Source organism: Sinimarinibacterium arenosum (assembly GCF_005047655.1).
In the GTDB taxonomy this organism is placed as follows: Bacteria; Pseudomonadota; Gammaproteobacteria; order Nevskiales; family Nevskiaceae; genus Solimonas.
The window spans coordinates 679,923-691,713 of the sequence record NZ_SUKF01000001.1 but is presented as its reverse complement, the minus strand read 5'-3'; the positions used below and the strand labels follow the sequence as shown (position 1 = coordinate 691,713).

The 11,791-nt window shown below is 59.0% G+C and carries 16 protein-coding genes and 1 pseudogene; 8 read left to right on the top strand and 9 right to left on the bottom strand.

Annotated features, from left to right (window positions below):
• The first annotated feature begins 42 nt into the window (after positions 1–42).
• The 3 genes and pseudogenes from E4T66_RS03285 to E4T66_RS03270 form a co-directional block, all read left to right on the top strand.
• Complete coding sequence (locus E4T66_RS03285; RefSeq protein ID WP_136847438.1) at positions 43–555, top strand: hypothetical protein; 513 nt, start codon at positions 43–45, stop codon at positions 553–555.
• Positions 556–1,035: 480 nt separating this feature from the next.
• Positions 1,036–1,851 (top strand): sulfonamide-resistant dihydropteroate synthase Sul2, encoded by an 816-nt coding sequence (gene sul2 / locus E4T66_RS03275; protein WP_001043260.1) that lies wholly within the window; start codon positions 1,036–1,038, stop codon positions 1,849–1,851.
• A gap of 86 nt (positions 1,852–1,937) precedes the next feature.
• Positions 1,938–2,180, top strand: a pseudogene (locus E4T66_RS03270) (phosphoglucosamine mutase); the annotation flags it as partial.
• A gap of 235 nt (positions 2,181–2,415) precedes the next feature.
• Here the strand turns inward: E4T66_RS03270 and E4T66_RS03260 are convergent.
• The 3 genes from E4T66_RS03260 to E4T66_RS03250 all read right to left on the bottom strand — a co-directional run bounded on the left by E4T66_RS03260 (position 2,416) and on the right by E4T66_RS03250 (position 5,078).
• Positions 2,416–3,909: an IS91-like element ISCR2 family transposase gene (locus tag E4T66_RS03260; protein WP_001120888.1), complete on the bottom strand. Its 1,494-nt coding sequence runs from the start codon at positions 3,907–3,909 to the stop codon at positions 2,416–2,418.
• Between the two features lie 210 nt (positions 3,910–4,119).
• Positions 4,120–4,344, bottom strand: coding sequence for a hypothetical protein (locus E4T66_RS03255; RefSeq protein ID WP_000743213.1), 225 nt, complete (start codon positions 4,342–4,344; stop codon positions 4,120–4,122).
• Entirely contained in the window at positions 4,341–5,078 is a 738-nt protein-coding gene (locus tag E4T66_RS03250) for a recombinase family protein (protein ID WP_001366550.1), read from the bottom strand. Before E4T66_RS03250 ends, E4T66_RS03255 begins: the two co-directional genes overlap by 4 nt.
• Positions 5,079–5,225: 147 nt before the next feature.
• Between E4T66_RS03250 and E4T66_RS03245 the strand changes: the two genes are divergently transcribed.
• From E4T66_RS03245 to E4T66_RS03225, 5 genes are all read left to right on the top strand, one after another.
• A complete protein-coding gene (locus tag E4T66_RS03245; protein WP_000447876.1) occupies positions 5,226–5,558 on the top strand; it encodes an ArsR/SmtB family transcription factor in 333 nt (110 codons plus the stop codon).
• Complete coding sequence (gene arsH, locus E4T66_RS03240; protein ID WP_001239389.1) at positions 5,555–6,322, top strand: arsenical resistance protein ArsH; 768 nt, start codon at positions 5,555–5,557, stop codon at positions 6,320–6,322. The genes E4T66_RS03245 and arsH overlap by 4 nt, the downstream gene beginning before the upstream one ends.
• The gene (locus tag E4T66_RS03235; protein ID WP_000140066.1) at positions 6,319–6,825 is read left to right on the top strand and encodes an arsenate reductase ArsC; all 507 of its coding nucleotides are present in this window, start codon (positions 6,319–6,321) and stop codon (positions 6,823–6,825) included. Before arsH ends, E4T66_RS03235 begins: the two co-directional genes overlap by 4 nt.
• On the top strand, positions 6,822–7,889 hold the full coding sequence (gene arsB, locus E4T66_RS03230; protein ID WP_001272375.1) for an ACR3 family arsenite efflux transporter: 1,068 nt from the start codon (positions 6,822–6,824) through the stop codon (positions 7,887–7,889). Before E4T66_RS03235 ends, arsB begins: the two co-directional genes overlap by 4 nt.
• Positions 7,890–8,003: 114 nt before the next feature.
• Positions 8,004–8,207 carry a hypothetical protein gene (locus E4T66_RS03225; RefSeq protein ID WP_000131871.1) on the top strand — a complete coding sequence of 68 codons (204 nt, stop codon included), beginning with the start codon at positions 8,004–8,006 and terminating at the stop codon, positions 8,205–8,207.
• A 36-nt stretch (positions 8,208–8,243) separates the two neighbouring features.
• Here E4T66_RS03225 and E4T66_RS03220 read toward each other — a convergent pair whose 3' ends face one another.
• From E4T66_RS03220 to E4T66_RS03195, 6 genes are all read right to left on the bottom strand, one after another.
• Positions 8,244–8,468 (bottom strand): type I toxin-antitoxin system ptaRNA1 family toxin, encoded by a 225-nt coding sequence (locus tag E4T66_RS03220; protein WP_000211355.1) that lies wholly within the window; start codon positions 8,466–8,468, stop codon positions 8,244–8,246.
• Between the two features lie 63 nt (positions 8,469–8,531).
• Positions 8,532–8,780: a hypothetical protein gene (locus tag E4T66_RS03215; protein WP_000213809.1), complete on the bottom strand. Its 249-nt coding sequence runs from the start codon at positions 8,778–8,780 to the stop codon at positions 8,532–8,534.
• Positions 8,781–8,784: 4 nt separating this feature from the next.
• Positions 8,785–10,212, bottom strand: a complete 1,428-nt coding sequence (gene trbL, locus E4T66_RS03210) for a P-type conjugative transfer protein TrbL (RefSeq protein WP_001405816.1) — start codon at positions 10,210–10,212, stop codon at positions 8,785–8,787.
• 10 nt (positions 10,213–10,222) lie between these two features.
• Positions 10,223–10,459, bottom strand: a complete 237-nt coding sequence (gene trbK / locus E4T66_RS03205) for an entry exclusion lipoprotein TrbK (RefSeq protein ID WP_000718002.1) — start codon at positions 10,457–10,459, stop codon at positions 10,223–10,225.
• A gap of 12 nt (positions 10,460–10,471) precedes the next feature.
• Complete coding sequence (gene trbJ, locus E4T66_RS03200; protein ID WP_000836966.1) at positions 10,472–11,251, bottom strand: P-type conjugative transfer protein TrbJ; 780 nt, start codon at positions 11,249–11,251, stop codon at positions 10,472–10,474.
• Positions 11,252–11,391: 140 nt separating this feature from the next.
• Positions 11,392–11,580, bottom strand: a complete 189-nt coding sequence (locus E4T66_RS03195) for a FitA-like ribbon-helix-helix domain-containing protein (RefSeq protein ID WP_000024442.1) — start codon at positions 11,578–11,580, stop codon at positions 11,392–11,394.
• Between the last annotated feature and the right edge of the window lie 211 nt (positions 11,581–11,791).

Below are 11,791 nucleotides of genomic sequence, written 5' to 3'. Positions count from 1 at the left end.
CGCGCGGCATCTTTGCGGCGCGCAAAAACACGAGGAGAAAAAATGCGAAATCAATTGTGGGTCACAACCGCGGGCGGATTCACCGATCAGATCAACGGCAAGTTGCTGGTGCACTGCTTTGTGATGATGTTCCTGGGTTTTTTTGGCGGCTTCGCCTGGCTGATTTCACTCGCCGACAATGTGTTTCACATCCTGCCCCTGCCGCGGATGGAAATCCCGGTGCCGGATCAGAAGGAGCTGCTGCGCAACACGCATACCGGGCCGCTCATGAATGCGATGTACGTCATGATCGTGGTGCTGCTGGGTCCCATCCTCAAGTTCACCGCGCGTCAAGCCAAGTGGGTCTACTACGGCGCCATCGTCACACTGTGGGGGAATGCCGTGGGCTACTCCGCCGCGGTGTATGCACCGGAACGCGGTCTGCAGCCGATCGGGGACTGGCCCAATCTGCTGTCCTACGCATCCTTTTACGTCGCCGTCGTAGGGGTCACGACACTCACCGCGATCTGCTTGTTCAGCGCGGTGCGTCTGGCCAGAGTCCGGTCACTCGGGTAACAACCAGCTCCGGCACCGTCGCGCGCAACCGGATCGCCGGCCGGCATACAGGTGCGAGTCTCGCGGTCGGGCGCGATGCGGCGGGCGCGATGCCCGTGCGCTCGGGATGCGATGCATCCCGGCTCACGGGTGCCGTGAGGCCAGTGAGACAGGCTCGTCCGGTGACGAGGGTCTTATTCCCACTCTATTGTAAACAAGACATTTTTATCTTTTATATTCAATGGCTTATTTTCCTGCTAATTGGTAATACCATGAAAAATACCATGCTCAGAAAAGGCTTAACAATATTTTGAAAAATTGCCTACTGAGCGCTGCCGCACAGCTCCATAGGCCGCTTTCCTGGCTTTGCTTCCAGATGTATGCTCTTCTGCTCCTGCAGCTAATGGATCACCGCAAACAGGTTACTCGCCTGGGGATTCCCTTTCGACCCGAGCATCCGTATGAGACTCATGCTCGATTATTATTATTATAGAAGCCCCCATGAATAAATCGCTCATCATTTTCGGCATCGTCAACATAACCTCGGACAGTTTCTCCGATGGAGGCCGGTATCTGGCGCCAGACGCAGCCATTGCGCAGGCGCGTAAGCTGATGGCCGAGGGGGCAGATGTGATCGACCTCGGTCCGGCATCCAGCAATCCCGACGCCGCGCCTGTTTCGTCCGACACAGAAATCGCGCGTATCGCGCCGGTGCTGGACGCGCTCAAGGCAGATGGCATTCCCGTCTCGCTCGACAGTTATCAACCCGCGACGCAAGCCTATGCCTTGTCGCGTGGTGTGGCCTATCTCAATGATATTCGCGGTTTTCCAGACGCTGCGTTCTATCCGCAATTGGCGAAATCATCTGCCAAACTCGTCGTTATGCATTCGGTGCAAGACGGGCAGGCAGATCGGCGCGAGGCACCCGCTGGCGACATCATGGATCACATTGCGGCGTTCTTTGACGCGCGCATCGCGGCGCTGACGGGTGCCGGTATCAAACGCAACCGCCTTGTCCTTGATCCCGGCATGGGGTTTTTTCTGGGGGCTGCTCCCGAAACCTCGCTCTCGGTGCTGGCGCGGTTCGATGAATTGCGGCTGCGCTTCGATTTGCCGGTGCTTCTGTCTGTTTCGCGCAAATCCTTTCTGCGCGCGCTCACAGGCCGTGGTCCGGGGGATGTCGGGGCCGCGACACTCGCTGCAGAGCTTGCCGCCGCCGCAGGTGGAGCTGACTTCATCCGCACACACGAGCCGCGCCCCTTGCGCGACGGGCTGGCGGTATTGGCGGCGCTGAAAGAAACCGCAAGAATTCGTTAACTGCACATTCGGGATATTTCTCTATATTCGCGGTTCAGCAGGCATGTCCCCTTTGAGGGCGACCCGACGACAGGATAATCGACCTTATGGTGCGCAAATATTTCGGCACAGACGGTATTCGTGGCAAAGCCAACGAAGGCGCGATGACGGCGGAAACCGCCTTGCGCGTCGGCATGGCGGCTGGCCGTGTCTTTCGTCGCGGTGACCACCGCCATCGTGTCGTGATCGGCAAGGATACGCGCCTGTCGGGCTATATGCTTGAACCCGCGCTCACAGCCGGTTTCACCTCGATGGGCATGGACGTATTCCTTTTTGGCCCGCTGCCGACAACGTATAGGAAGAATAAACGCCCTTTTCACCCAAGTCCAACAGCTTTGGACCGCAGTTGACTCTTTCGACACCCCTGCGATGCAACCCAATCCGGCTGACGGGGAGCCAGCAACGCTGAAAATTTACCCTCCTCTTTCCCACTAGCGGCTCCTTTTCCGACAACCAGCACGGCGGATCCCTGCCGCGGCGCTGTGAACGCAGCATTTTGATTGGTATCGTTGGCCTTCAGGCTCGTCAGTCAAACAGACCCAGGAGCAGCTCAGCCGGTGGCGCCCGGCTTTCGGGTAACGCCCTGGTCCCGCTGGTTTCGGCTTTGTGCTTCAGGTGATCAAGGATCTGCTTGATCACTATAGGGTCTTCAATGCAGGCGATGACTTTCATGGCGCCGCCGCAGCCGCTGCAGGTCTCGATGTCGATATTGAAAACACGCTTGAGCCGTTGCGCCCATGTCATCGACGCTCGCCGTTGTGCTGGTGTTGCCGGTTCATCAGCCACCCTGACCTTGTTGCCCCTGCCCCGTTTTGCCGGCGTGACCAACGCCCGGTGCCGACTGTTGGGTGCGAACACCCCGTGGAAGCGGGTTAGGTTGACTCTGGGCTTCGGTACCAGGGCGGCCAGCCTTGCAATGAAATCCAATGGTTCGAAAATGACGTGCGTGGTGCCGTCCCGGTACGGCGTCTTGAGCTGGTAGCGCACGTTGCCGCCTCGTGTTAACGACAGCCGCTTCTCGGATACCGCCGGGCGGCTGATGTACCGGCACAGCCGTTCGAGCTTCTTGCGTTCATCGGCCCTGGCCGCCACGCCGGCGTGCAGGCTGGACCCGGCTACCTTGCCAATCCCGTCACCGAACGGATCACCACTGGTCGGCAGAGTTTGCAAAGTGAACACCTTTCGCCCCGCCTGTGAACCGACAGCGATACGGTAAGTGATCGAGTGCCCCAGCAGGGGTGTCATCGGGTCGTCATCCACCGCATCCGAGGCCAGATAGCTGTTTTCGACATCCCGTTCCAGCAGGCCTTGCCGTTCCAGATAGCGACCCACCCGGTGGGCGATGGTGTGCGTCAGCTGGGTGAGCTCTGGGCTGGTCGGCGCCTTGACCCAGCGGAAACGCGCTGAGCCGTGGGATTGCTCGACATACACACCGTCGAGAAACAGCATGTGGAAGTGAACATTCAGATTGAGCGCCGATCCAAAACGCTGGATCAGGGTGACCGCGCCCGTCTTGGCCACTTGGTGGGTATGGCCCGCTTTCTTGACCAGGTGCGTGGCAATGACGCGGTAAACGATGCCCAGCACCCACCCCATGATCTCGGGCCGGCTGGCAAACAGGAAACGCAGCTGAAACGGGAAGCTCAACACCCACTGACGCATGGGTTGTTCAGGCAGTACTTCATCAACCAGCAAGGCGGCACTTTCGGCCATCCGCCGCGCCCCACAGCTCGGGCAGAAACCGCGACGCTTACAGCTGAAAGCGACCAGGTGCTCGGCGTGGCAAGACTCGCAGCGAACCCGTAGAAAGCCATGCTCCAGCCGCCCGCATTGGAGAAATTCTTCAAATTCCCGTTGCACATAGCCCGGCAATTCCTTTCCCTGCTCTGCCATAAGCGCAGCGAATGCCGGGTAATACTCGTCAACGATCTGATAGAGAAGGGTTTGCTCGGGTCGGTGGCTCTGGTAACGACCAGTATCCCGATCCCGGCTGGCCGTCCTGGCCGCCACATGAGGCATGTTCCGCGTCCTTGCAATACTGTGTTTACATACAGTCTATCGCTTAGCGGAAAGTTCTTTTACCCTCAGCCGAAATGCCTGCCGTTGCTAGACATTGCCAGCCAGTGCCCGTCACTCCCACTCGATTGTAAACAAGCACACAAAACCCTTTAGTGACAACAATTTGCAAGAACTATCAGGCTCAGTGCCATGAAAAATACCATGACCAGATCATGAGGTTGAACACGGCTTGCGCCGGCAGCGTTCACGCTCCTGGTCGGCGATCTCGCCCGGCTGCAATGCTAGCTCAGCATCGGTCATGCGCTCCAGCACGTCGCGTAGGCGGATGGTGCAAGGAATGGGCGGCAGCTCGAACTCATAGCCGCCGGCGATCATTTCGGCCGCAATCTCCTCGGTGATGAAAAACGGCTCGTCGTCTTGGTTCGGCTTCTTCATGCCCTTTCCTCCTGGCGCTCATCCTGGCCGACAGCGGCCAGGGCATCGGCTTCCGTCAATGCGTCCTCCACGAACGCGCCGTGCTGCTTCGCTTCGGCCTGGCTGACCTCGGCCCATATCCGTTTCACCTGGGCCGCACTGTACCCGGCCAGCTCGGCGGTCTTGTTGATGCTGTAGCCGGACTTGCGCAGCGCGACAACTTGGGCGCGGCGCTTCGGATCAGCACGGCGGCCCTTGTACCGCCCGGCCTGGCGGGCCAACTCAATGCCTTGGCGCTGGCGTTCGCGCCTGTCCTCGTAGTCGTCGCGGGCCATCTGCAAGGCCAGGCGAAAAAGCATGATCTGCACGGCTTCCAGCACGATCTTGGCGACGCCCTGGGCCTCGGCCGCCAGGTCGGATAGATCGACCACGCCAGGGACGGCCAGGCGTGCGCCTTTGGCCTGTATCGAGGCCACCAGGCGCTCGGCCTCGGGCAAAGGTAGGCGGCTGATGCGGTCGATCTTCTCGGCAATGACCACCTCGCCGGGCTGTAGGTCGCCGATCATGCGCAGCAGCTCAGGCCGGTCGGCGCGTGCGCCGGATGCCTTCTCACGGTAGATGCCGGCGACGTAGTAGCCGGCGGCCTTCGCGGCCGTAGTGATCGCCTCTTGGCGTTCCAAGTCCTGCGCGTCGGTGCTGACGCGCAGATAGACCCGCGCCACCATCGGCGCGGCTACTGGCTTCGTCCTGCGCATACTTGCGGGCTCCTTTGGGCATACTCAAATGCACCCATCTTAAACTGGCAGGCCAATTTATCACATATCGATCTAAATGCGCCTAGCTCATTTTTACAGCTTAAATGAGCTATTGAGCACACTCCATATTTCGACTATTATTGAAACATGGAAACGATAAATGCTGTAGCCGCCCTGGCGGCCATCGCTCAAGAATCGCGCCTCGCGGTGTTCCGGCTTCTCGTCCAGGCCGGCCCCGCCGGCATGGCCGCCGGAAAAATCAGCGAAGCGGCCGGCATCCCGCCGTCTTCGCTATCCTTCCACCTGAAAGAGCTGGCACACGCCGGCATGGTCACGTCGCGGCAAGAAGGCCGATTTGTGATCTACGAGGCGAACTTTTCGACGGCCACTAACCTGGTGGCCTTTCTCACGGAAAACTGCTGCGGCGGCCAGGTGTGCAACCTGTCTTGCACCACGGAAGCCGGGAAGGTGTTGGCATGAGACTTCGCCATCTTTCCGACCCCGATTCTTTGCCCGCTTTGGACAAATCCTTTGCCATCGAGCGCCCGGCGCTCGGGCTGGCACCCGACGCCCCGCCGGTGCGTATCCTGCTGCTGTATGGCTCGCTGCGCGCCCGCTCGTTCTCACGGCTGGCCGTCGAGGAAGCGGCCCGGCTGCTGCAATTCTTTGGCGCAGAAACACGCATCTTCGACCCGTCCGATTTGCCGTTGCCCGATCAAGTGCAAAGCGACGATCACCCGGCCGTCAAGGAGCTGCGCGCCCTGTCCGAGTGGTCAGAGGGACAAGTCTGGTGCAGCCCGGAACGCCACGGTCAGATTACCAGTGTCATGAAGGCGCAGATTGACCATCTGCCGCTTGAAATGGCCGGCATCCGGCCGACCCAAGGCCGCACCCTGGCCGTGATGCAGGTATCCGGCGGCTCGCAGAGCTTCAACGCCGTGAACACCTTGCGTCTGCTCGGCCGCTGGATGCGAATGTTCACCATTCCGAACCAGTCGAGTATCGCCAAAGCGTTCCAAGAGTTCGACGCGGCGGGCCGCATGAAGCCCTCGCCGTACTACGACCGAATAGCCGATGTGATGGAAGAACTGGTGCGCTTCACGGCGCTGGTACGGCCGCACCGTGAAGCACTGACAGACCGCTATTCCGAACGGAAAGCGGCCGGCCACGTCATCGACGAGGCCACCGATCTTTCATCCATCGCCATTGCTCCCCAGCCACTACCAGAAAGCGAAACATCATGACCGAAAGAATCTATAACGTCCTCATCCTCTGCACCGGCAATTCGGCGCGCAGCATCATGGCCGAAGCTCTCATCAACACGATGGGGCAAGGGCGCTTCCGCGCCTACAGCGCCGGCAGTCACCCAACCGGCAAGGTCAATCCCTTCGCCGTCGAAAAGGTGGAGTCGGTGAATTACCCGACCGAGAATCTGCGCAGCAAGAGCTGGGACGAGTACGCCACGCCCGACGCACCGAAGATGGACTTCATCATCACCGTCTGCGACAACGCCGCCGGCGAAATGTGTCCGGTGTGGCCTGGTCAGCCGATCTCGGCGCATTGGGGATTTGAAGACCCGGCCGCCGTCGAAGGCACTGACGCCGAGAAGCGCCGGGCCTTCGAACAAACCTTCCGGCACATGATGAACCGCGTCCGCCTGTTCGTGAATCTGCCTCTCAAAATGCTTGACCAGACGGCCATCAAGCGCGAGCTGGCGAACATCGGCAAGACCGAGCAGGAAGCATGAGCGCCGGCGCACAGGCCATCGCCGCGAAGCCGCGCCAGGCCCCGATGAGCGGCTTCGAGCGTTACCTGACGCTGTGGGTGGCCCTGTGCATCGTCGCCGGTGTTGCGCTCGGCCAGGGCCTTCCTGACGTGTTCCAGGCCATAGGCCGCATGGAAGTGGCCCAGGTCAATTTGCCGGTGGGCCTGCTGATTTGGGTAATGATCGTCCCGATGCTGGTCAAGATCGACTTCGGGGCGCTGCACCAGGTCAAAGAGCATTGGCGCGGCATCGGCGTCACGCTGTTCGTGAATTGGGCCGTCAAGCCATTCTCGATGGCCCTGCTGGGGTGGCTGTTCATCCGACAAGTGTTCGCTCCGTTCCTGCCGGCCGATCAACTGGACAGCTACATCGCGGGCTTGATCTTGCTGGCCGCCGCGCCCTGCACGGCAATGGTGTTCGTGTGGAGCCGCCTTACCAACGGCGACCCGCTTTTCACGCTCTCGCAAGTGGCTCTGAACGACGCCATCATGATCGTGGCCTTCGCGCCCATCGTCGGCCTGCTGCTGGGCATGTCCTCGATCTCGGTGCCTTGGGACACGCTGCTGATTTCGGTCGTGCTCTACATCATCGTGCCGGTGATCCTGGCGCAGCTCTTGCGGCGGCATCTGCTCAAGCAAGGACAGGCCGCCTTTGAACGGGCCATGCAGAAGATCGGGCCGTGGTCGATGGCCGCGCTGCTGCTGACGTTGGTTCTACTGTTCGCCTTCCAGGGCGAGGCCATCATCCGGCAGCCGTTAGTGATCGCCATGCTAGCCGTGCCGATCTTGATTCAAGTGTTCTTCAATTCCGGGTTAGCCTACTGGCTGAACAAGCGGGCGGGGGAAAAGCACTCTGTCGCCTGTCCTTCGGCCCTGATCGGTGCCAGCAACTTCTTCGAGCTGGCCGTGGCGGCCGCCATCAGCTTGTTCGGTCTGCACTCCGGCGCTGCATTGGCAACCGTGGTCGGCGTCCTGGTCGAAGTGCCGGTGATGCTGCTGGTCGTGCGCGTGGTGAATCGCTCGAAGAGCTGGTACGAACGAGGTTGAACATGAGTAGGAAAAAACTGAGGAAATGATTGCAGATTGCCGCGCCGGCCGCTTCCTGGCGCATTCGATCACTGACCTGGAACACCTAGTATCCATGCTTGCTGAGGTCGCCCGATGACAGACCCAAAGAACCTAGAGAACAGGCTGCATGAGAAGGCCGACCCGGCCCGCGCCGTTTCCACTGGTCGGGTGCGCTACACACTGGCCGAACTACTGGCCGACGCGGAAGCATCCGGGGCTTACCCGCTGCCGCCGGAGGAACGCGAATGGATGGATGCGCCGTCTGTGGGTCGGGAATGGCCAAACAGTGAAGATTGAAAAAGGCGGCCAGTTCGAGTGGCCGCCCTTTCGTCATTAGCTGCACGCTTGGCGCAAGGCGTTCATTGCTTCTTGAAAATCAGCCTGTGTCGCCCGGCCCGTTTCAGCTTGGTAGTACACCACCATAAAAGCATTAGCGACGGCTTCGGCCAATGGCCCAAGGCTCCGCGCTTCCGCTTGGTTGATGTACTCCAAAGAAGAAAGAATAGCCGCTGCTTGATGCACTGCTTGCCCTGGTTCGATAATATGTTGTGTTGTCATAATTCACCTCTCCAGTAGGTGTTGATTGAAAGTGCCGGGCTGGTTGTGGCCAGCCCGGTGCGCCTACAGGTACAGCCCCGCCGCCTCCGCGAATGCTGACCGCTCATTCCTGCCGCCATTAACCTCAATACTTATCGGCTTAGTTTCGCTCTCTCTCATAGGGTCTGGCCGTGATACAAAAGCGGCTGTTTCTGTCTCTGCATCGACCTCGGTCGATTGATCACCCAGCGGCGAAATAAATACCTGGCTGACTTCTTCCCTTGGCGCTTCATCCAGGGCCGCCAATGCGGCCATGTATGTTGATGTCGTCATCGTGCTAACTCCTGACTTCGTTACTATCTGGGCCAGAATCGGCGCCCAAGCTATTGCCCTCGAACTGGCCAGATTGGCTTGCTTCTTTCGGCTCCATGCTTTCGCGTATCGAAGCAGCCAGTTTTCCGCCTGTGGTTTCGCTCACTCGCTCCTGGAATCCCTGCTTCACTTGAGAGCCGACACCCTTGGCTAACTCGGAGGCCGTGCCTGTGGCCAGCTTCGCGGCCTTGGCAAAGCCGCCACCGCTTGAGCTACTGCCGCTGTCACCAAAGCCAGCCGCTTGGGCGAATGGGCTACTGCCAGCAGTACCCGCTTCACCACCACCGTTTCCGCCACTGCTGACAACTGACCCCATGCTGGACATGTCACCGCCGGTTTCCATACTCGCTGATGCTTTCTGAAAAGCCGCTTGGAGTGCACTTGCACCTCCGGCTGCACCGGCTGCGGCACCCATAACCGCTTTACCTGCCAGGGCAGCGCCGCCAGTTGCCATACTGGCCGCCGTCACCGCCGCCCCAACTGCCGCACCCGCACCGAAGTTTCCAATTCCACCGGCTGCGCCAATACCACCACCAGACACAAGACCAGAAATCATCGGCGGAACTTTGTTGACCAAGAAAAGCAAGATGACCGATATAACCAACATCACGGCCAGTTCCTGGGATGCCATGTTCTCGCTGATTTGCGTGTAGTAGTGATTGATGAACTCTTTGCCAATCGCAACCAGAAGCACCATTGCCATAAGCTGTGCGGCCAGGCCCAGCACGGTCTTGTAGTAATTGATCGCCATGTCGGAAGTCCAACGACTTCCACCAAAGCCAAGGAAGAACACACCGGCATACAACAGAATCCAGGCTGATGCGAGCAACAGCAACAGGTTGACCGCAATCAACGCCAGGACAAACAAAACAGCCAGGGCCATTAGCTCCATGACCAGAGCAGTTGCCATCTGCCGCCATCCCAGCTCCGAGGTGGCCTGTACTGTGCGGTTGTATAACTCGAAACCAAGATCAAGGATGCTGGAGGGCCCAAGATTGCTATTGGAAAGTCCCCCCGCCTGCGCGCCCAGAGTTTGCAATGACTGAACAATCGTACCGGCGATATTCATGCCCTGGTTCGCATTCGTCAGCAACCACCAGAAAAAGCCGGTGAAGATCGTGAAGCGAACGAACTCCGCGAAGAACTCGCCAATGTCGGCCTTGCGCAAAGCCATCATGCCGAATGTCCAGACCATCGAAATCACAACCAGCGTCCAGAACAAACGCGATGCAGCGGACTCAATAGCTGGCCCCCATGTTGCGGCAGCATCATGAAAACGCTTGAGCACATCATTCATAACACCGCTGCTACTTAGCTCCTGCGCCATTGCAGGTTCAGCCAGCACCATTGTGGCGACCATCATCAAGCCACCTAGAGCAATTTTCTTTCTCATGGCGACCACCTCAATAATCATCTTTAGGGCTGGGCTTGAACTCCCACTGACGCATCTGCTTGGCCTTCTGGAATGCTCTGCATTCCTCGGTAAAGGCCTCTCGGTTCGCTTCGCTGCGCATTTCATTCAGTGCTGCCTGGAACGCATCGGGGGCACACGTCGCCGCATTTGGTTCGGGCATCCTTTCCTGTTCACATCCAGCCAACAACAGCAACGTAGCCGCGGTAGTAAAAAAGATTTTTTTCATCTCACCGCCTCCCTAGTAGTTGTCTGCCGGACTCGGGCGAAACGTCCAGGTACGCATTTGCTCGGCCCTGGCATCACCTCGCGCCTCGGCATCGAGTTCTGCTGCAATCCGGGCTGCCTCCGCGTTGTGTTGGGCGGTCAACATGGTGCGAATCTGCAAGAGCTGATTGGCCTGCTGGCTGGCGAGCTGGTTGGCGTAGCCGATGGCCTGTAGCTGGCCAGTTGCACCCTGGGCCGCGCCTTGCAGCCGCTCCAGGGTACGGGCGTCATCCTTCAAAGCCTTTTGCTGGTCGGCAACGGTCTGGAACAGGGCATCGTTGGCCTTCTTTTGCGACTCTGACGCCAGGCGGCGGTTCTCTTCCATCGCTGCCTTTTCGGCCGGCGTGCATCCGCCGCTGCCGTTGAAGCATGGCGAGCTGCGGTAATAGGCCACGTCCTGAAACTTGGCCAGGTAACGATCCAGGCTGCCTAGCTGGTTCTCGTAATAGGCCAGCGTGTTTTGCGCGGCAATCAGCCGGTTGATCGTAGTCTGCGCCTGATCCCAGATATACGCGGCTGGGGCCATCGTGTTCTGGAGCTGATTTTCGTACTGCTGCAACTGGGTCTGGTACTGCTCAATCTGCTTGAGCGTCTGCGCCACCGACTCGATGGCCGTCATGATGTTCTGGGCCAGGTTGCCGCCGTCGATGACGGGGATACCAGCTTGCACAGGGGCGGTGGTAGTGGTGATAAAGCCGGTTGCGAGTGCAACGGCTAGAGCGGTTTTTTTAGCCGCTAAAATTTTGGACTTCATGGTCGTACTCCGTCGATGAAAAGAAGGCATTGCCTTGACCAAGCGTTGTGCTTGTTCTCGGCAACGTTTCATCGAAGAGCTACGCCACTAGCTGATCGGTATTGCCCTTGGCGCTGAGGCCCGGACTTACAAACGTAAAACTACTCTGTTTTTTTATCGCTTTCGGACAAGCCAACTTCCCGGCCAATCTCTTCAAGCTCTAGCGGCTGTACTGCCGCCGTCAGTATTTCGCGTATTTCCGCGTCGGTGCTCCTATCGTTGAGCGCTGCTCGAACTTTCAACGCACGGTGCACCTCGGCGGGTAAATTCCTGATAAGCACATTTGCCATATCAATACCCTTTTGGTGTACCCGACAACCATGCTATCAAAGATATTAAAAATAGCAAGACCTATACTCTTGCAACCGGCGGTAGCCGATCAGCCCCGCAGGGCAGGATTCCCGTTGAGTGCCCCCGGCGCGAATAAGGGACAGTGAAGATAGATAACCGGCTTGCCGGTTAGCTAACTTCACCCATCCTGCCCGCATTTCACCCACTATT